The organism is Rhizobium rhizoryzae, from assembly GCF_011046895.1.
Lineage (GTDB): Bacteria > Pseudomonadota > Alphaproteobacteria > Rhizobiales > Rhizobiaceae > Neorhizobium > Neorhizobium rhizoryzae.
Map to the genome: position 1 here is coordinate 513,415 of NZ_CP049250.1, position 19,524 is coordinate 532,938.

Below are 19,524 nucleotides of genomic sequence, written 5' to 3' on the forward strand. Positions count from 1 at the left end.
TGACCATGAGACACGGGAGGTGAGCGCTTTGGATGCAGAGCCAAAAAATATTTTTCAAATTTTTGTCCTCTCGCATCCAAATCTTCAGCAGAACCATATTAGGATACAAAGAGATTAGGAGTACGAACACCTTGGCGGATATGACGGCAGATCCTTTGGGGACAGAGCTTGGCGCATGTGCGCGCGGCGACCGGCAGGCCTTGAAGCGTATCTTCGACGCGGAAGCAGGCCGCCTCGTTGCCATTGCCCAGAGAATCGTGAAGCGACGCGACCTCGCAGAAGAAGTTGTCCAGGACGGTTTCATTGCCATCTGGACCAAGGCGCATCAGTATGCGCCGGATCGCGGCAGCGCACGCGGTTGGATCCATGCCATTATTCGCAACCGCGCCCTCAACATGCTGAGAGACGGAAGCCGCGAGGATCTCCTCAGCGAAGACGCGATCCAGAGCCTGCAGGAAGCCGACCAACCTGAAAGCGTTCTGACCGCCTGGGCGGCGCTCGATCGTACGTCGCGGCTGCGCTCCTGCCTTGAGGGTCTCGATCAACCAAAGCGACAAAGCATTCTGATGGCCTATGTCGGCGGCTACAGCCATGGCGAAATTGCCGGGCGGCTTTCACTCCCGCTCGGCACGACAAAGAGCTGGATACGCCGAGGGCTCGCCTCCCTGCGGGAGTGCATGGCATGATTGATCTGACAAAGCCGGATGCTGTTGCCGACGACTATGTTCTGGGGCTTCTGGAGCAAGCTGACATACAGACCGTGGAGGCCGAGCTGGAGCGTAACGCCGCTCTGCGACAAGCTGTGGCACAATCGCGAGAGCGTTTTCTTCCGCTGGATATGACAGCCGAACCTGCTGAGATTTCGCACGATCTTTGGACAAGGATCGAGAAAGATCTTCAACAACAGGAGGTGCCGGAGCAGAAGAAAGAGGTTGAGCCAGTTGTCGCCAACGACAATCGCTCAATCCAGAATGCCGGTTTCTGGCGTGTCACAAGTTTTGCAGGCCTCGCTGCCAGCCTGGTTCTGGCGGTTGCCCTTGGCTGGAACCTGACACGAACAGCCGAGCCGCTGGTCGTCGCAGTGCTGGTGAATGAAACAGGCGAGGTTCAGGCCGTTGTCGAAGATTTCGGCACCGAGCGAGCCGTGGTGCGCCTTCTGGCGGATGTTTCCGTGCCAGGAGACCGGACGATGCAGGTCTGGACACTCCCGAGCAAGGAGACCGGACCCGTTTCCATGGGGTTACTGCCCCAGGCCCGGTCTGCAAGGCTGGTTCCGCCAAGCCTCCCCACGCCCAAGGATGCGCAGTTGTACGAGATCACGCTTGAGCCGGCAGGCGGATCGCCGACCGGTCGACCCACGGGTCCAATTCTCGCCAAGGGCTTTGCGAAAGTAACGCGGTAATCAGCCGATGAGATTGCCGAAACGGACCGAGTAGATGCGATCGCGTCCCAAGAGGTGTGCGATCAGTGCCGCATGATCGAACAGGCCGTGCATGGCACGGTGCTTGAGATCCAGCCCGCCTGTGAGCACGCCGAAGGCAGGCATGACGAGACGCGCGCCGTCGGTGGCAAAGCATGCGCGGCGGACATATTTGCCGCGACGCGCGACAGTGGCGGAAGGGTGCAGGTGACCAGCCACTTCGCCCCGTCCTGCAATCAGGCTTGGCTCGTGCCGGAAAACAAGCCCGGACAGCAAAAGCTCATCCAGGGACTGGCCGGGCAGATCGAAAATGCCGTCCGGATCATGGTTGCCATTGATCCAGATCCAGTCACGTCCGCGGGCGAGAGCGCCGATCGTTTCGCGGAATGCTGCGGGCATGAGTTCCGAGCCACGCCTGTCGTGAAAGTTATCCCCCAGCGAAATCACTGTTTTGGGATCATATCTAGCGATGACGGCGGAGAGCAGATTGAGAGTTGCCAGCGTATCATAAGGCGGCAGCATCATGCCGCGACGCGCGAAGGCAGCGCCTTTCTCCAGATGCAGATCCGAGACGACAAGGCAGGATAGATCCGGCAGATACAGCGCGCCCAGCGGGTCGCAATGCGCGGCGACGCCATTGACCATGATTTCCGCGCTGGCCACCGGACCGGCTGTCTGTGACGCGGCGAGCGCCATTCTATAATTCATCATTCTCATCTACCCGTGAGGGTTGCCTCACGCCATGGCCTCGGCAATCAGGTCATCCGCCGCCTCTTCCAGCACGTAGTCCTGCGCCTCGCCAGCAACCGGCTCGCGGCCGATTTCCAGCATCACCGGAATGGCGAGCGGGGATACGCGCTCCAGCGGGCGGTGAATCACATGCCCCTTGATTCGTGCCAGCATAGCGCCAAGACGCCCGATATCCAAAAGACCCGATGCGGCATCGCGCCGCGTCGCCTCCAGCAGAATGTGATCCGGCTCATGGCTGCGCAAAACATCATAGATGAGATCGGTCGAAACGGTGACCTGCCGCCCCGTCTTTTCCTTGCCCGGATGCCGGCGCTCGATCAGGCCTGAAATCACCGCGCATTGCCGGAACGTGCGCTTCAGCATGAAGCTCTCGTCCAGCCATGCCTCCAGATCATCGCCCAGCATGTCCTCGTCGAACAAATCACCCAGCGAGAGACGACGGCTCTCGATCATGCCGCCCATATCGTTCAACGACCAGATGGCCAGCGCATAGTCATTCGCCACGAAGCCGAGCGGTCTTGCCCCTGCCCGTTCCAGCCGCCGTGTCAAAAGCATGCCCAGCGTCTGGTGCGCAAGCCGCCCCTCGAAGCAGTAGGCGACCATGAAGAAGCGGTTTCCGCGTGGGAAGGTCTCGATCAGAAGCTCGTCACGCGCCGGAAGCATGGATTTGTCGCGCTGGATTGCCAGCCAGTCCCGCACCTGATCAGGAAGCACATGCCAGCGGGACGGATCAGCCAGCATGGCCCGCACCTGATCGGCAAGATAGGTGGACAAGGGGAACCTGCCGCCGGCATAGGCAGGGATCTTGGGATCCAGCGAAAAGGCATTGGTGACAAGGCATTCGTTCTCCCGAATACCCTCGAAGCGCAGTACCTTGCCCGCAAACAGGAAGGTATCGCCCTGCACCAATTGCTCCAGAAAATATTCCTCGACCTTGCCAAGCGACATACCGCCGCGCCCGACTGAACCCAGCTGGTTGCGCTTGACGAGGCGCACGTTCAGTTCCGTCGCCTCCACAATCGTACCGAGGTTCATCCGATACTGCTGGGCGACCTGCGGATTGGAAACCCGCCAGCGGCCCTCCTTTGTCTTGCGGATCTTGGCATAGCGTTCATAGGTGCGCAGCGCATAGCCGCCGGTCGCAACGAAATCGACGATACGCTCGAACAGCTCCCAGGTGAGCCCGGAATAGGGTGAAGCGCTGGTGATTTCGCCGTAGAGCTCCAAGGCATCGAAGGGTTCGGCGCAGGCCATGCCAAGAACGTGCTGGGCCAGAACATCAAGCGCGCCTTCCCCAACGGGCGGCGTATCCTGTGCGCCCAGATAATTGGCATCGAGCGCGGCCTGACATTCCATGACCTCGAAACGATTGGCAGGCACAAGGATCGCTTTTGACGGCTCGTCCATCCGGTGGTTTGAACGACCGATGCGCTGCGCCAGACGGGATGCACCCTTTGGCGCGCCGACATGCACCACCAGATCCACATCGCCCCAATCAAGTCCCATGTCTAGCGTCGAGGTCGCCACCACCGCGCGCAGTCTGTTCGCGCTCATGGCAGCTTCCACTTTGCGCCTCTGTCCCGCATCGAGAGAGCCATGATGCAACGCGATCGGCAAATTATCTTCGTTGATGGTCCAAAGCTCCTGAAACAGGAGCTCAGCCTGAAAGCGCGTATTGACGAAAATCAGCGTCGTCTTGTGCTTCCGGATCTCTTCATAGACGGCCGGAATGGCATAGGTGGCTACATGCCCGGACCAGGGTATGCGGTCCTCCGTCGTCATGATGGTGATGTCCGGTGCCGCGCCGCCCGTCACATGCACAAGACCGGCCGGTGCTTCCGGCCCATCATCCTGCGGCGTATTCTGCGGGACAAGCCAACGCCTCAGATCCATGGGATCGGAAACCGTGGCCGAGAGCCCGATGGTGCGAAGACCAGGCGCATGTCGTCTCAACCGGGCCAGACCAAGCGACAGCAGGTGGCCTCGCTTCGATGTGACAAGCGAGTGCAGTTCATCAAGGACCACATATTTCAGATCCTTGAAGAAGCGCTCCGCTTCCTTGTTGGCCAGAAGCAAGGCCAGTTGCTCGGGGGTCGTCAGCAAGATATCCGGCGGGTTCGTCTTCTGGCGCTGGCGCTTGGCCTGCGGCGTATCCCCCGTGCGGTTCTCGATAGACACCGGAAGTCCCATTTCGGAAACCGGCTTCATGAGGTTGCGTTCGATATCGACCGCCAGCGCCTTCAGCGGCGAAATGTAGAGGGTGTGGACACCCACAAAGGGCGACCCCGGCGGGAGTTGGCCGCGCCGGGTCAAGTCGGTCAGCGAGGGTAGAAATCCGGCAAGTGTCTTACCTGCACCAGTTGGTGCAATCAGCAACATATTCTCGCCGGATGTCGAACGTGCAAGCAATTCCAGCTGGTGCGCACGCGGCGACCAGCCTTTCTCGCCGAACCATTTCAGGAAGGGGCGAGGCAGGAGGTCCGGCAGGGCGTTCTGATAATCGGCCAAGGTCTTTTCCACGCGGTCAGAAGTAACGATTTCCGCCTGAAAAAGAAGGGGTCAGAGCAATTCCAGCAAAGTGAGAGGCGGTTTTGCGTCCGGAATTGCGGAAAACAAGAGATAGAGCGTTCAGCCGGGAACGCTCTATCGGACTATATATCGGTCGGTGCGGTGATTGATGGCAAGCGTCAGGTTCAATGTCACCGCCGCGAGGATCGAGCACAGGATGACGAAGGGTGTGGCTACCAGAAAGGCCAGAGCCAGAACGACGAGATCGAGACCCAGTTGTACGAAGCCAGCACGCCAGCCAAGCCGGTCCTGCAGGTAAAGCGCAAGAATGCCGAAACCGCCGAGGCTTGCACGATGGCGGAACAAGGCGAGCATGCCGGTTCCGATGAGAAGTCCGCCGAAGAGCGCGGCAACGAGCGGATCTATGCCAGCGATCGGAATGAGAGACGGCAGTACCTCCGTCAAAACAGACGTCAGGGCGACGGCCGTGAAGGTCTTGATCGTGAAAGCCAAGCCCAGACGCTTGTAGGCCAGCCAGTAGAACGGAAGGTTAAGCGCGAAGAAGACCACGCCGAAGCTGAAACCCGTGGAGTAGCGAAGCAGGAAGCCGAGACCCGCCGTACCACCAATCAACAAATGAGCCGCCGAGAGAAGTGTTACGCCCAGTGCTGCAAGCATGGACCCGGCAACCACGCCCTGCATATCCTCGATGATGGAGTGCCGATCCGTGCTGGATGCCCAGAATCCGACCGGAGACTTGCCTTCGCTTACATTCGCCATCAGCGCACCACGATATAGCGATCCGACCGGTGATTGATCGCCAGAAACAGATTGAGAACCACCGCGCCGACAATGGACCAGAGAACAATGCCCGGTTCAAGCAGGAGAAAGGCCGCCGCCATGACGCAGGCATCGAAGGCCAGCTGAATGAGGCCCGCCTGGATGCCAAAACGCTCCTGGACATAGATTGCGAGGATGCCAACGCCGCCAAGGCTTGCACGGTGCCGATAAAGGGCGAGCAGGCCGAAACCTAGCAAAAGACCGCCCATCAGCGCACCCCAGAAGGGATGAAGATACCCAATCAACAGGTAGCGTTGCTCAAGCTCGGTCATGATTGACACCAGCCCGATGGCAATGAAGGTCTTGGCCGTAAAGGCGAAGCCCAATCGTTTGAAGGACAGCCAATAGAAGGGAAGATTGACGATGAAGAACAGAAGGCCGAACGAGATGTTGAATGCATAGTGCAGCAGAAAGGCAACGCCAGCCGTGCCGCCCGTGAGCAGGCCAACACGGTTCAACAAGTAAAACCCGAGCGCAGAAATCAGTGCGCCGCAAATGAGACCCTGGCTATCTTCAGCGAGTGTGTGACGCGACGGATCCGTGCTGTAGAAACCCAATGCCATCTTCTGCGCCATCTCCGAAGTCTCCGTCTATCTGTCCCGACGCTTCGATTGTGCGCCGCAGCATTTGCGAAATCAAGATAGGACAGTACTCCTGACGCAAAAGACAAGAATCGTACAAATCAGGCGCGTTTGCGCGCAAGAAAAAGGATGCCGTGAACCGGTTTTCCGGCATCCATTCGAATGTCCGTACGAGACAAGGCCACGAGATCAAAACCATGGCTTGCCAGAAGTGTCTCGATATAGCTTTGCGTATGCGCGTAGCGGAGTGATTGCTGCAGGACGAAGCCGTCCGTAGAACTACCAGCATCTTCGACGGAAAAAGCGAAAAGACCGCGAGGTTTCAGCAGTTCATCAGCCAGCGCAAACGGGACATCCAGATTTCCAAGATACATCAACACATCGGCCGCCGAGACGAGATCGGCACGATGGCGTGGCCGGTCCTCGCTGAAGAGCGATGTATCCGCATCCGTGCGGGAGAGATCTGCCTGGCCGAGATGGTGGTAGATGCCCTTTTCCCCGGCCTTTGCCAGCATGTTGGCTGAAAGGTCGAAACCTTCGAGCCTTGCCGTGTCTGATGCGATTTCGACACCAAAGAGACCGGTGCCGCAACCGAGATCGACAGTCAGATCGAACGGTCCATGAGATTGGACAAGTGCAAACAGCTTGGCTGGCACTGAATAATTCAACTTCTCGACCAGCGAGATCTCGAAGCGATCGGCGTAGTCGTCGAACAGCCCTTCGACATAGGCAGAGGGCGGTGCGTCCGGCGCGGGCGTGGCGCCAAGTGCTGCGAGTTTCAGACTTGCGCCGAACAGGCCCTGCCTATCCCTTTTCATCACCTGCTCGAATGCCGCGATTGCTGCTTCGCGCGCACCAGCTTTCTGATGAGCTTCTCCGGCCAACAGCCAGCCCGCTGTCCAATCGGGTGCGATTTCGAGAGCCTGCTCGAAGAGTTCGGCGGCTGCGGCATGATCGCCACTTTCCGCCAGCATCCGGGCATAATCGGCGCGCCGATCGGCAATGACATCACCGGAAGAAAACTGGTTGGCGCTCATGACTTGAAACCGGCTCGTTGCATTTGCGGCATCTGAACCAAGCCACAAAAAAACTCAAGTTCTATCGGAATGCCTGCGTCTAAACTTGCGACAGAGCACCTGCGAAACTATGTCTCATCCGTCTCAACACACTTTAAGGGCCAGGAATGTCTGATCAGATGAACCGAATGCTGGGCGATTCGCCAGCCCGCACAATCGTGAAACTGATTGTCGTGTCCCTCGTTGTCGGCTTTGTCATGGCGATGTTCGATCTCCATCCCTGGGACATCGTTTATGGCATCCGAAATCTGGTTCTGGACCTCTGGTATCGCGGATTCCATGCGCTGGGCGCCGTTGGTGATTACCTGATCGCCGGTGCGGTCATCGTCATACCAGCCTTCATTCTCCTGCGTATTTTCAGCTACAGACGCTAATGACACCGAATCTCGTCTTAAATTCCCGACGTATATTTCTGCTTGGCTGCGGCAGTGCGCTTCTCGTGACAGCCGGATGCGTAACGACCACCGGCCCAGCAAAAGTCGATGGCGCGACGGACGATACCAGGGCCGCGCTGCCATTGGTCAATGAACTGCGAAAGAAGCATGGTCTTTCGCCCCTGTCTGCAAGCGTGCCCACGGGACGGGCGGCGGCAGAGCAGGCTGTGCGTATGGCGAAAGCCAACCAGATGAGCCATCTCATTGGCTTTGGGGATGATTATGGCGCGCGGATGAAGCGCAATGACGTGCCTTTGCCCGCTGCCGAAAACATTGCAAGCGGTCAAACCACGGTTACGGAAGCAGTGCAGGCTTGGATCGATTCCCCCAAGCACCTTCAAAACATGCTCGGCAGTTACAATCGTGTAGGTGTCGCCGTGGCACGCTCGCCGTCCACCAATCGCACTTATTGGGCGATGGTACTGTCTGCCTGACTTGAAACAGCCTTCATGGCCTGACGTCGATCTAGAGCTTATCGCGATCTTTCAGATTCGCTCCTGACGCTCTAACTCTTTGTGTTGACGCATGTCGTTATCGCAAAACCGCTGCACACTTTTACGCAACATGCTTTGGCTTCGGGCTCAAGCGCCCGGAGCGACCATCCAGATCCCGATACGCAGACCGATTGCACACAACAGGAGGCAACCGAATGTGAGTGCGGGCAAGTTGAGATGTATGTTCATCTTCCCATCCTCGTTCAATGTTACAGAAGGTAACATAGAGTGAGGATATCACCAAATGCTCAAGATTAACCGAACAATTTAGTGAATGTGGCGAAAAGCCGCCGTCTGGCTTTCCGACAAGTCAGAGAGGTCTGGATGCCCAGGCATCAAGACTGGTATCACGCAATTCCGTGACAGACCTGACGTCCAGACGATCGAGTTCCGCGCCAAGTCCCCTCACGATATCGGCAGCGAGGCCCGGTCCCCGATAGACCATGCAGGAATAAAGCTGCACGAGATCGGCACCGGCCCGGATTTTTTCGAGCGCCGTCTTCGCCGAAGATACACCGCCAACGCCGATGATGGGCAGGTTCGGACCAACGCGCTTGCGCATCTTTGCCAGTACCGTGGTTGAGCGGGAAAACAGCGGCTTGCCGGAAAGGCCTCCCGTTTCCCTGGACTGCGCCTCATCGCGCAAGCCGTCGCGGGAAAGCGTGGTGTTGGAAACGATCAAACCGTCCAGCGGATGTGCCAGCGCTTCGGCTGCGATATCATCCATTCCTTCCTCGGTCAGGTCCGGCGCGATCTTCAGCAAGACCGGAACAGTTTTCCCCGTTCTGGCTGCTTCCTCATCGCGGGTTGCAAGCACTGCGCTCAACAGTGCCGAAAGGCTTTCGCGGGCCTGAAGGTCGCGCAAGCCAGGCGTATTGGGGGAGGAGATATTGGCGGTAAAGTAGCGGGCGACATCATAGAAGCGGCGAATGCCGAGCACATAGTCGCCAATGCGGTCTTCACTATCCTTGTTGGCACCGATGTTGACGCCGACAATGCCCTGAATTTTCGTTGCCAGCAGTCGAGCGAGTGCCGCCTCGTGACCCTCATTGTTGAAGCCAAGCCGGTTGATCACCGCCTCATCCCTGGTCAGGCGGAAAATGCGTGGCTTGGGATTTCCATCCTGAGGTTTTGGTGTGACGGTGCCGACCTCCGTAAAGCCGAAGCCGAGACGAAGGATTGCCCCCGGCACCTCGGCATTCTTGTCATAGCCTGCAGCAAGGCCGACAGGATTGGGAAACTCCAGACCGCCCAAGGAAACCCGCAAGCGCGGATCGGGCGGCAGATGAACCGATGGAAGAAGCCCGGATCTCAAAGCTGCGATCGAAGCACCATGAGCCGTTTCAGGATCGAGGAGAAAAAGAGCATTGCGGGCGAGATCGAAAATCGGCATCAGACAAGCTCCTCTGGAAATACATGCGATCCATCTGGTCCCACAGGCAGGGGGCGCTTCCAGATGACCGCATCGAGCGTCAGGCTTGCATAGAGATGGGGAAAGAGATTACCGCCGCGAGACGGTTCATACTTCAACTGCTCCCCCAGACGATCGGCATCAATGGCGACCAGCAGCAGACCTGCCTGCCCCTTGAAGTGGCGGGCTGCGGTTTCGCGCACCTGGCTTGCGGTGGAGAAATGAATGAAGCCATCCGCCAGATCGACAGGCGCACCCTCGAAACGGCCTGATTGTTCGGCGCTTGCCCAAAGGGGTTCTGGCACGATCTTATAGATGACATGACTCATTGCGATGATCCGGCTGTGTCCTAGCTTATACCCTGCGCTTTGCCGCAAACGGGCGCACTTGTCCATCGCATCGGTAGCATTACTCGAAAATGCGATATTGGGAGGAAATAGCAATGTCGGCTCGCGCCATCTTTACCACCACCGTTCTGCTTCTCTCCAGCGGTGCCGTCCTGGCGCAGAGTGCTGCGGATCCTGCACGCTTTCAACTGGAGCGGACAGAAAAGGGCTTCATCCGCCTCGACAAGCAAACCGGCGACGTAAGCTTCTGCCGGGAGGAGGCTTCGGGACTGACATGCCGTCTGGCTGCCGACGAGCGAAAGGCCTTCGAGCAGGAACTCGATGCGCTCGACAAGCGCGTCACCCAGTTGGAGACCAAAAGCTCATCCCGCACATCGGGGCTCCCAAGCGACGAGGAGGTCGAAAAATCACTTTCGATCATGGAACGGTTCTTCCAGAGGTTCATGGATATTATCGGCGAACGGCGCGACGAACAGGATTACGATCCCAACAGGACCTGAAACCGCTGGACCCCAAGACCTGCCCCCCTTAAACTTGGGCTTGTTTGATGCTTTTCAGAACGCTAAAATTCGTATCCTGGAAGGCTGGCATGCTCTTGGGAGGGGGTATGGATATGCAGGAACTCACCATCATCATTGCGGATGATCACCCGCTGTTTCGCGGCGCGCTTCGCCAGGCACTCAATACGGTGGCCGAGCAGCCTCACATCATTGAGGCCGGAACTTTCGAGGACGCACGAAAGGCAGTGCGAAGCCAGCCGGAAGCGGATCTTATGTTGCTGGATCTTGCCATGCCGGGTGTGAGCGGCTTCTCAGGGCTGATGTCCATGCGGGCAGAGTTCAGCAGCCTGCCTATCATGATTGTCTCAGCGACGGATGACGGCGCGACTGTGCGGCGCGCCATGGAACTAGGCGCGTCGGGCTTCATCTCCAAATCTTCGGGACTGGACGATATTCGCAGCGCCATCGAAGCCGTTCTGGCCGGCGACGTCTGGTTCCCATCACAGGGTGAGCGGGATGCCGAAGAAGATCCGGCCGTCGTGGAACTGATCGAGCGATTGAAGACCCTGACACCACAGCAGACGCGCGTTCTATCCATGCTCGCCGAAGGTCTGCTCAACAAGCAGATCGCCTACGAACTCGGCGTTTCCGAAGCAACGATCAAGGCGCATGTTTCAGCGATCCTGTTGAAGCTCAACGTCGATAGCCGAACCCAGGCGGTCATCAAGCTTGGCAAGGTCAACATGGCCATGGTTGCTTGACTGCTTTTTAAGGAAAGGATTTTATTCCTTTTTTTCTTTACGTCCGACGAAATTTTGGCTAAAGCTCCATGAAACTTCCGGGCGTGGAAGTGTTTAATCGTGTGTGGGGCGGTGACACCCTGAGACGAGAACACCTCCAGATTGCGCGGAGCTTCAGCCCTATGCTGCGTCACCGAATGTACGCGGTTTCGGGATCCGTAGCATTGATCGGAACTGTTTCATCCAGTTGTTGGAATACAGGCGAACTGCCATGGGGCATTCGACCGGATCGCACGAAAGAGGCGGATATGAGTGAGACAAGTCGCGAAGCCATTTCCCTCTTGCAGGCCGTCCAGACTGAGCAGGTTGGCAAGGCAAGCGCTCTGTCCCGATCCGCCCTGTCACATAGCGGGATATGGCAGGCAATCGATACACTTGCCGAGAAGCACAAACTTTCGGCATCGGGCCTTGCCCGTCGGGCGGGCCTGGATCCCACATCTTTCAACAAGTCGAAGCGCCTGGGGCCGGATGGACGGGAGCGCTGGCCATCCACGGAATCCATTTCCAAGGTTTTGGAAGCCACAGGCGCATCTCTGGATGAATTCCTGGGCTATCTGGCGCCGACTGGTACTCCACGTATGCCTGACGGAGTTTTTCTGCCGCAAATGAGTTCCATCCCCCTGCTCGGCTTTGCCCAGGCTGGAGCCGGAGGTTTCTTTGACGATGGGGGCTTTCCTGCCGGTCAAGGGTGGGATGTGGTGGAGTTTCCCGCCGCCGTTTCGAAGCACAACAATGTCTATGCTCTCGAAGTTCAGGACGATTCCATGCTGCCACTCTATCGAGACGGTGATCGATTGATCGTGGAGCCCGGCGCGCAGGTTCGAAAGGGAGACCGCGTTGTTGTCAAGACACGCGAAGGAGAGGTGATGGCGAAGGTTCTTGCACGGCAGAGTGCGCGCTCAATTGAGCTTTCCTCGCTTAATCCCGACCATCCGAACCGCAATTTTGCAGTTGAAGACATCGATTGGATCGCCCGTATCATCTGGGCCAGCCAATGAGGCAAGGCTGGTAGAGAGGTCAAGCTGCTTCAGTAGAAGCCGTTGGGGAAGTAGCGAAGATAGATGTCCTGTAGTCGCCCTTTTGCAGCCAGTTGAGCCAGAGCATAGTCGACGGCCGCCGTCAGTTGAACCGCATTTCCCTTGCGAAGCATGACCGCGAACCCTTCACCCAGATAATGCTGAGACAGGTAGGGGCCATCCAGCAGAACGCAGCACTTTTCTGCAGCAGGACTGGCGACCCAGAAGGGTACTCTCACGCCATCTGCGAGGATTGCATCGACTTTGCCTTCCTTGAGTGAAGAGAACAATTCTTCCTGCCCGTTCACAGGAACGGCCACGAGTTTTGGGAAGAATGCTCCAAGCATTTTCTCGTGCGCGGTATTGGCGATTACACCAACTTTCCGTCCTGCCAAAGCGTCTCCTGCCCGGCCAGACAAACCGAGTTTGCCTTGTACAGCGAACCGGGCTGGCAGAAACAAATAGGGTCTGGAGAAAGAAAACTTCTGCCGCAAGCTGGACGTTATCGCAATTCCAGACATCACGGCTTCACCGTTTCCAGCCTCGAGAGCCCCCTCCAGATCTGCGTACGGCATAGCCTGGACCTGACATTTGGCCTCGATGTTCAGCTCTCTACACACCTCTCTGATCACATCTACGTGATAACCAGCCAGTCGTCCGGTCTGATCGACGAAATTGAACGGAGGAAAATCAGACGCCGTCAATATGCGAAAGCGAGCAAGGTTTGACAAATCAGGCTTGGTTAAACGTTCATTCGGGTCCGATAGGACAGGTACGCCCCCGAGGTTCTCCGCAGCCTGAGATACTTGAACATAAATTATTGAAATAATTGATAAAATAAGAAGAAATGCAACTCTAAATCCAGGCTTTATTTCTCGAATAAAACTCATTAGTTGCAATCCTGTCATCCATATCGAAGTATCGGCAACGGCCTATCACGGTGTACCAGCTTGACCGTTTCGGGGGAATATCAAGAGGACATTCTTGACTCCAAGATATCAGAGGGCTCGCAACATGAGCCCTCGCCTGCACGCAAAAGAGAACTTTTGCCGGACCTCGATGAGGCAGGGGCTCTTCGCCTGCTGGGTGTTTCTCGTACGCTCGTCAGCAGGCTGTCACGGCAGGCGGCCATAAATCAATCCTCGCTTGAGGAGGAATTGCTGGCGAACCGGCATATTGACGAAGAACGGCATTTCGAAGCCATGGCTGAAATGCTCGGACTGCCTTTTACGGCGAAGATCAACGGAGACAATGTTCAGGATCTCCCGCGGCTGGACAGTCAGCTTCAATACCCCACTCAAGTGCGGGTTATCGAACGGCATCGCGCCCCTAAGGTTGCTATCGTTCCGCAGGCTGCGAGGCTCGGCGCCACAGCGGAACTCCTCAGAAAACTTCCGGATCTTCGTCAGACTTTGGTCGTCACCACGCCGTCCGCCATTCGAAAGGCAGTGTGGACATGCGGAGCAGAACGGCGCGTGCGCTCTGTTGTTTTCCATCTTTTCGAAACTGCGCCTGATGCATCAGCCCGCATTGTCGCTTCCGGCAAGCAGGGCTTTCTCGGTGGCGGGATCCTTGCAGCCTTGCTGTTGATCCTGTTGCATGCCCCCGCACTCATGCTGCCGCTGATCCACGTCATTCTTTCTGTTTCCTATCTATTTGCAATCATTCTACGCATTGTTGCCTTGGTCCTTTTAAGGAAACAGTCGCCGCCACCACGCCTTATCGACCTTCCCCCTGCCCTTCCGCGCTATTGCGTCATGGTCGCCCTTTACAAAGAGGCGGAAGTCGCAGCACAACTTATTCGCAGTTTGGAGCGTCTCGAATGGCCAAGCGCCCGGCTGGATATCAAGCTCGTTTGTGAGGCCGACGACCTCGACACACTGACCGCCCTCAAGCAGGTCCGGCTGCCGCCGAATTTCGAGGTCGTTGAAGTGCCACCCTGTGCTCCGCGAACAAAGCCGAAAGCGCTGAGTTATGCCTTGGCTGGAGTTCGCGGTGAATACCTGACCATCTACGATGCGGAAGACAGACCGCACCCCAAGCAATTGCTTGAGGCATATACCCGGTTTGTTGCGGCACCTCCCGACGTCGCCTGCCTCCAATCGCCTCTCGTTATCGGCAATCCAGAGAAGAGCTCGGTCAGTGCCTTGTTTGCACTCGAATATGCCGCCCTCTTCCGCGGTCTCCTGCCCATGCTGGCCCGGTTCAGATTGCCGCTACCACTTGGCGGGACATCCAATCATTTCAAAACCGATGTCCTACGCGAGGTTGGAGCCTGGGACCCATTCAACGTGACAGAAGATGCGGATCTCGGAATGCGGCTGTTTCGCCACGGATACCGGGCTGAGACCCTGCGTTATCAGACTGTCGAGGATGCGCCCGTGAATTACAATATCTGGCTCGGCCAACGTGTTCGCTGGTTCAAGGGATGGTTCCAAACCTGGCTCGTGATCATGCGCAACCCGGGCAAGGCGACACACGAGTTGGGTTTTCCAGCCATGCTGACATTCCAGCTCATGATTGGCGGCATGCTGCTCTCAGCCCTGATGCACCCGCTCACGCCCGTTCTTCTCATATCGATTCTCTACCGGGTCTTTATCGACATTGACAGCGGTTCGAGCCTCACGACTCGCGCTCTGGTCGTGCTGGATCTCTTCAATGTGTTTGGCAGCTACGCCGTGTTTCTCCTGCTCGGCCTGAAGTGCATGGTTGCAGAAGAAAAGCGGAGGGTGGGATGGCGGTGGATGGCTCTTCCCTATTATTGGATGATGGTGTCGAGGGCCGCCTGGCGCGCTGCGAATGAACTGCGGACACGCCCATTCTTCTGGCACAAGACGCCTCACAGGCCACGTGATGAGGCCGCAATGCCGGATGGATGATTGCGTCGGCTGGATTTGGAGCGGGTGAAGGGAATCGAACCCTCGTATTCAGCTTGGGAAGCTGCTGCTCTACCATTGAGCTACACCCGCGCTCGACATTCGAGAACTAGCATCGGCGTCATGCACCATCAAGCAAAAATGCGTCTTTCCGCGTATCCGCATCGCGGGCCGTGAAGCCTATAGCTTGAAATGCTTGGAGAGCTTGAGACCCTGCGCCTGATAGTTGGAACCGAGACCGGTGCCATAAAGGCCTTGCGGCCGTTCGAGCATGTGCTCGTAAACCAGCCGTCCGACAATCTGCCCATGCTCCAGAATGAACGGAACCTCGTGACTGCGAACTTCCAGGACTGCACGACTGCCTGAGCCACCTGCAGCAGCATGGCCAAACCCCGGATCGAAGAAACCGGCATAATGCACGCGAAACTCTCCGACGAGTGGATCGTAAGGGGTCATCTCGGCGGCATAGGAGGGCGGCACATGGACTGCTTCGCGCGAGACCAGAATGTAGAACTCATCCGGATCGAGGATCAGTTCATTGCGTCCACGGCTGTAGATCGGCTCCCAGAAATCCAGAACCTCGTGCTGAGCTTTCCTGTCGACATCGATGACCGAGGTATGATGTTTGCCTCTGTAGCCAATCAAGCCTTCGGGACCGGTTCCCTTCAAATCGATGGAGAGCGCAATGCCACCGCCTGAAACATTGGGCGTTTCGCTTGCGACCAGCGTTTCAGCCGCGTGCAGTTCCACAAGATCCGCCTCGCTCAACAGCGCATTGCCCACTCTGAAGCGGATCTGCGAAAGCCGGGAGCCGCGGCGAACGATGACAGGGAAAGTGCGCGGCGAGATCTCCAGATAGAGAGGGCCGCTGTAACCGGCGGGAATCTTGTCGAATTCCTGGGCGTGGTCAACCATCACGCGCGTGAAGATATCGAGCCTTCCCGTCGAGCTTTTCGGATTGGTGGACGCAGAGAGTTCCGCAGGCAGATCAAGGCTTTCCATCAGCGGCACGATGTAGACGCAGCCTGTCTCAAGCACAGCGCCATGTTCCAGATCGATCTCATGCAGCGTCAGCCGGTCGAGCTTGCTTGCAACCGTGCTGCTGCGGCCCGGCATGAAGCTGGCGCGCACCCGCAGGGCCTTGGAGCCCAGTCGAAGATCGAGGCTTGCCGGCTGGATCTGGTCACCATCCAGTGGCGCCTCGGATTTCAATTGACCCTCGGCGAAGAGTGCCTTGATCGCACGATCTGCCAGAATACCCGCTGTACGTTCCATAAACCCTATCCTTCAATCGCGCGACAAAAGCAAAAGCAGGGAATTGACGCAAGCTCTGCTTGGGCGTAAGGCATGCTTATCCCGTGGTGATTTGGCCGGTCGGCTTGCAGCCACGTTAAACAAGTGGCTAAAGGACCGGGTGCGAACCGGTCCCATTGCGACCGGTTTTTTTGTTTTGAAGTGGTAACACGACATGAGCAAGACCTGGCGCCCCGCAACGAAGCTCGTCCATGAAGGCACGTTGCGCTCCCCTTACGGCGAAACTTCCGAAGCGATTTTCCTGACTCAAGGCTTTGTATACGAGAGCTCCGCCTCCGCCGAAGCCCGGTTCAAAGGCGAGACCGACGGCTTCATCTACGCGCGCTACGGCAGCCCGACAAACGACATGTTCGAAAAGCGCATGATTGCGTTGGAAGGCGCTGAAGATGCTCGCGCCACCGCATCCGGCATGGCTGCCGTGGCCGCCGCCATTCTTTGTCAGGTGAAGGCTGGCGATCATATCGTCGCGGCACGCGCACTTTTCGGATCCTGCCGCTACATCGTCGAAACACTGGCACCAAAATACGGTGTGGAGTGCACGCTGGTCGATGGCCGTGACATCACGAACTGGGAGGCGGCAGTCCGCCCGAACACCAAGGTGTTCTTCCTCGAGAGCCCGACGAACCCGACGCTTGAAGTGGTAGACATTGCCGCGGTTGCCGCACTCGCCAACCAGATCGGCGTCAAGGTTGTCGTCGACAACGTATTCGCGACTCCCCTCTTTCAGAAGCCGCTGGAACTTGGCGCTCATATCGTCGTCTATTCGGCAACCAAACACATTGATGGTCAGGGCCGCTGCCTCGGCGGTATCGTGCTGTCCGACAAGCAGTGGATCGACGAAAACCTGCACGACTATTTCCGCCATACCGGTCCGGCCATGTCACCCTTCAACGCGTGGACATTGTTGAAGGGCCTCGAAACCCTGCCGCTGCGCGTGAAGCAACAGACGGAAAATGCCGCCAAGATTGCCGACTTCCTGGCGGACCAGACCAAGGTTGCCAAGGTCATCTATCCAGGACGCAAGGACCATCCGCAGGCGGATATCATCGCCAAGCAGATGACGGGTGGCTCAACGCTGGTCTGCTTCGAACTGAAGGGCGGCAAGGAGGCGGCATTCGCACTTCAGGACGCCTTGAAGGTCGTGCGCATCTCCAACAATCTCGGCGACGCGAAAAGTCTGATCACCCATCCCGCAACAACGACGCACAAAAACCTTTCTGAAGAAGGCCGTGCGGAGGCGGGTATCACCGGCGGCACCTTGCGGCTTTCCTGCGGTATCGAGGATGCCGAGGATCTGATCGACGATCTGTCTCAGGCGATTGCCAAGATCGGCGGCTGACCAACTACTCGACAGACACAGCGGACTGCAATGCTGTTTCATGCAGATCCGCGGTGTTTGGCCGGTCCATCAAAGGGCCTTAAATCGATGTTTACCTTGACGGTTAGCATTAACCGCTGAAACTCCATGTTTTTGCTGGAGGATTTCCGCGTCTTTCTTGACCCTGCCCGCAAGCTGTACGATATCCGTACATCAAGGCAGTGAGGTGTCGCCTATGTATCGCGCACGGACGAAGGATATCGAAGTCGAAGTGGAGCCCTATTATCTGGAGGAGCAATCCGATCCGGAAGATGGCCGCTACGTCTGGGGATACCGTATCGTTATTGCCAATCATTCGGATACGACAGTCCAGTTGATCCATCGCTACTGGCACATCACGGATGAAAACGGGCTGGTGGATGAGGTCGAGGGACCGGGGGTGGTCGGCGAACAGCCGCGCCTGGAACCAGGGGATACCTACGAATATTCTTCCGGCTGCCCACTCGATACGCCATCCGGCATCATGTTCGGCCATTATCAGATGCAGACGGATGACGGCCGCACCTTCATCGTGGACATTCCAGCCTTCTCGCTGGATTCGCCGGGCCTGCTGCGCATACTGAACTGACTGCCAGTGGACTGGAAGACGGCATGGACACCGTCTTCCTCACGCGCATCACTCGGCGGGCTGGATCTCTGTTATCGGATAGCGATACGTTGTAGAGCAGAACTCGCAGGTAACGGCGATCTCGCCATTATCCTGACTTGCCTCGACTTCCTCTGCAGAAAATCCCGCCAAGACATCCTTGATCTTGTCACGCGAACAGCTGCAACGATCCAGAACCGACTGCGGCTCATAGATCCTCACGCCCCGTTCGTGAAACAACCGGTACAACAGGCGCTCTATCCCGACCTGTGGATCCGTCAGTTCATCGGTATCAACGGTCGAAACCAGCATGCTGGCTTCAGACCAGGCATCATCCTCTGCCAGGTCGTACTCACGCTCATCCCCATCACCGCCATGCAGATCCGGCTGACGCATCCGCTCTGGAGCATCTGGCAGAAACTGCGCCAGCACGCCGCCAGCACGCCAGTTATGGCGGGGTTTACCGCTTTCGTCCCGATCAAAGAGCTCAGCTACGCCCAGCCGCACTTTTGTCGGTATCTGCTCGGACTGACGGAAATAGACGCCCGCAATCTCTTCGAGCGAAGAACCATCGAGCGGCACGATGCCCTGGTAAGGCTGCATTCCGCGGCCCTGGTCAATCGTGAAAGCCAGCACGCCCGCACCCAACAACTCAGGCGGAGATATCCGCCCTGCCTTGACCGACACCGCCAGCGCATCCTCATCGAAACGTGCATAGGCGCGCATATTCTGGGGGCTCGTGAAATCCGCGACCAGCAGATCGACCGGACCATTGCCCTTTGTCTGGACCGTGAAGCGGCCTTCGAACTTCAGCGAGGTGCCGATCAGTGCCGTCAGGACGATGGCTTCCGCCAGCAATCTTGCAACGGGAGCCGGATAGTCATGGCGCCCAAGAATCTGGTTGAGGATCGGGCCCAACTGGACAGCGCGTCCGCGCACATCCAGCCCTTCAACCTGAAAGGGCACGACCTTGTCGTCTCCTGCGAAATGCAGTTCATTCAAATCGACGGTGGCTTCAGCCATAAGTCACTCCTTCACGCCGGAGCCATCCATTTCGCACATAACCCGGTCAAGCGGAACCGCTGAACCGGGGGAAACAGGCCGACGATGTTGTGTTGATACACCTGCTCATGCGGCAGATGCCCATTGGAAAGCCGAGAGATGGGGATGACGTCCCTTCAAGTCAAGCCGAG

The 19,524-nt window shown here is 57.5% G+C and carries 20 protein-coding genes, 1 tRNA gene and 1 riboswitch; of the genes, 10 read left to right on the plus strand and 11 right to left on the minus strand.

Translation table 11 applies throughout. The annotated features are described in order from the left end of the window. Positions 1–140 precede the first annotated feature (140 nt). Both G6N80_RS08635 and G6N80_RS08640 read left to right on the plus strand, forming a co-directional pair. A complete protein-coding gene (locus tag G6N80_RS08635; RefSeq protein ID WP_062555487.1) occupies positions 141–686 on the plus strand; it encodes a sigma-70 family RNA polymerase sigma factor in 546 nt (181 codons plus the stop codon). After that, positions 683–1,402 (plus strand): anti-sigma factor, encoded by a 720-nt coding sequence (locus G6N80_RS08640; protein WP_165133068.1) that lies wholly within the window; start codon positions 683–685, stop codon positions 1,400–1,402. Before G6N80_RS08635 ends, G6N80_RS08640 begins: the two co-directional genes overlap by 4 nt. Here the strand turns inward: G6N80_RS08640 and pdeM are convergent, their stop codons facing one another. From pdeM to G6N80_RS08665, 5 genes are all read right to left on the minus strand, one after another. Continuing rightward, positions 1,403–2,116, minus strand: coding sequence for a ligase-associated DNA damage response endonuclease PdeM (gene pdeM, locus G6N80_RS08645; protein ID WP_246251528.1), 714 nt, complete (start codon positions 2,114–2,116; stop codon positions 1,403–1,405). 39 nt (positions 2,117–2,155) lie between these two features. Further along, on the minus strand, positions 2,156–4,678 hold the full coding sequence (locus G6N80_RS08650) for a ligase-associated DNA damage response DEXH box helicase (protein ID WP_165133074.1): 2,523 nt from the start codon (positions 4,676–4,678) through the stop codon (positions 2,156–2,158). A 135-nt stretch (positions 4,679–4,813) separates the two neighbouring features. Next, complete coding sequence (locus tag G6N80_RS08655; RefSeq protein WP_062555278.1) at positions 4,814–5,458, minus strand: YitT family protein; 645 nt, start codon at positions 5,456–5,458, stop codon at positions 4,814–4,816. Then, on the minus strand, positions 5,458–6,093 hold the full coding sequence (locus G6N80_RS08660) for a YitT family protein (RefSeq protein ID WP_165133077.1): 636 nt from the start codon (positions 6,091–6,093) through the stop codon (positions 5,458–5,460). Before G6N80_RS08660 ends, G6N80_RS08655 begins: the two co-directional genes overlap by 1 nt. 107 nt (positions 6,094–6,200) lie before the next feature. Then, positions 6,201–7,136, minus strand: coding sequence for a class I SAM-dependent DNA methyltransferase (locus G6N80_RS08665; RefSeq protein WP_165133079.1), 936 nt, complete (start codon positions 7,134–7,136; stop codon positions 6,201–6,203). 146 nt (positions 7,137–7,282) lie between these two features. On the opposite strand from G6N80_RS08665, the gene G6N80_RS08670 reads away from it, so the two are divergent. Next, entirely contained in the window at positions 7,283–7,549 is a 267-nt protein-coding gene (locus G6N80_RS08670) for a DUF6460 domain-containing protein (RefSeq protein ID WP_062555275.1), read from the plus strand. Next, complete coding sequence (locus tag G6N80_RS08675) at positions 7,549–8,043, plus strand: CAP domain-containing protein (RefSeq protein WP_062555274.1); 495 nt, start codon at positions 7,549–7,551, stop codon at positions 8,041–8,043. Before G6N80_RS08670 ends, G6N80_RS08675 begins: the two co-directional genes overlap by 1 nt. A gap of 370 nt (positions 8,044–8,413) precedes the next feature. On the opposite strand, the gene G6N80_RS08680 is transcribed toward G6N80_RS08675, so the two are convergent. Together G6N80_RS08680 and G6N80_RS08685 are read right to left on the minus strand one after the other, a co-directional pair. Beyond that, complete coding sequence (locus G6N80_RS08680; protein WP_165133082.1) at positions 8,414–9,496, minus strand: quinone-dependent dihydroorotate dehydrogenase; 1,083 nt, start codon at positions 9,494–9,496, stop codon at positions 8,414–8,416. Beyond that, positions 9,496–9,909 (minus strand): DUF952 domain-containing protein, encoded by a 414-nt coding sequence (locus G6N80_RS08685; RefSeq protein ID WP_165133085.1) that lies wholly within the window; start codon positions 9,907–9,909, stop codon positions 9,496–9,498. The genes G6N80_RS08680 and G6N80_RS08685 overlap by 1 nt, the downstream gene beginning before the upstream one ends. Before the next feature lie 47 nt (positions 9,910–9,956). Here G6N80_RS08685 and G6N80_RS08690 point away from each other — a divergent pair, with 47 nt between their 5' ends. From G6N80_RS08690 to G6N80_RS08700, 3 genes are all read left to right on the plus strand, one after another. Next, entirely contained in the window at positions 9,957–10,361 is a 405-nt protein-coding gene (locus G6N80_RS08690) for a hypothetical protein (RefSeq protein ID WP_062555271.1), read from the plus strand. Positions 10,362–10,474: 113 nt separating this feature from the next. Beyond that, on the plus strand, positions 10,475–11,122 hold the full coding sequence (locus G6N80_RS08695; protein WP_062555486.1) for a response regulator transcription factor: 648 nt from the start codon (positions 10,475–10,477) through the stop codon (positions 11,120–11,122). Positions 11,123–11,409: 287 nt separating this feature from the next. Next, a complete protein-coding gene (locus G6N80_RS08700; protein ID WP_165133088.1) occupies positions 11,410–12,159 on the plus strand; it encodes a S24 family peptidase in 750 nt (249 codons plus the stop codon). Between the two features lie 29 nt (positions 12,160–12,188). Here the strand turns inward: G6N80_RS08700 and G6N80_RS08705 are convergent, their stop codons facing one another. Continuing rightward, positions 12,189–13,067: a transporter substrate-binding domain-containing protein gene (locus G6N80_RS08705; RefSeq protein WP_165133091.1), complete on the minus strand. Its 879-nt coding sequence runs from the start codon at positions 13,065–13,067 to the stop codon at positions 12,189–12,191. Positions 13,068–13,223: 156 nt separating this feature from the next. Here G6N80_RS08705 and G6N80_RS08710 point away from each other — a divergent pair, with 156 nt between their 5' ends. Further along, on the plus strand, positions 13,224–15,056 hold the full coding sequence (locus G6N80_RS08710; protein ID WP_165133094.1) for a glycosyltransferase family 2 protein: 1,833 nt from the start codon (positions 13,224–13,226) through the stop codon (positions 15,054–15,056). A gap of 16 nt (positions 15,057–15,072) precedes the next feature. Here the strand turns inward: G6N80_RS08710 and G6N80_RS08715 are convergent. Both G6N80_RS08715 and G6N80_RS08720 read right to left on the minus strand, forming a co-directional pair. Then, positions 15,073–15,146: transfer RNA gene (locus tag G6N80_RS08715), tRNA-Gly, on the minus strand. Between the two features lie 87 nt (positions 15,147–15,233). Beyond that, positions 15,234–16,328 carry a 2'-deoxycytidine 5'-triphosphate deaminase gene (locus G6N80_RS08720; protein ID WP_062555268.1) on the minus strand — a complete coding sequence of 365 codons (1,095 nt, stop codon included), beginning with the start codon at positions 16,326–16,328 and terminating at the stop codon, positions 15,234–15,236. 73 nt (positions 16,329–16,401) lie between these two features. After that, positions 16,402–16,479, plus strand: a riboswitch (SAM riboswitch). 42 nt (positions 16,480–16,521) lie between these two features. On the opposite strand from G6N80_RS08720, the gene G6N80_RS08725 reads away from it, so the two are divergent. Further along, entirely contained in the window at positions 16,522–17,706 is a 1,185-nt protein-coding gene (locus G6N80_RS08725) for an O-succinylhomoserine sulfhydrylase (RefSeq protein ID WP_062555267.1), read from the plus strand. Positions 17,707–17,920: 214 nt separating this feature from the next. Continuing rightward, complete coding sequence (gene apaG, locus G6N80_RS08730) at positions 17,921–18,313, plus strand: Co2+/Mg2+ efflux protein ApaG (protein ID WP_062555266.1); 393 nt, start codon at positions 17,921–17,923, stop codon at positions 18,311–18,313. 48 nt (positions 18,314–18,361) lie between these two features. Here the strand turns inward: apaG and G6N80_RS08735 are convergent, their stop codons facing one another. Next, on the minus strand, positions 18,362–19,354 hold the full coding sequence (locus tag G6N80_RS08735) for an Hsp33 family molecular chaperone (protein WP_062555265.1): 993 nt from the start codon (positions 19,352–19,354) through the stop codon (positions 18,362–18,364). Positions 19,355–19,524: the final 170 nt, after the last annotated feature.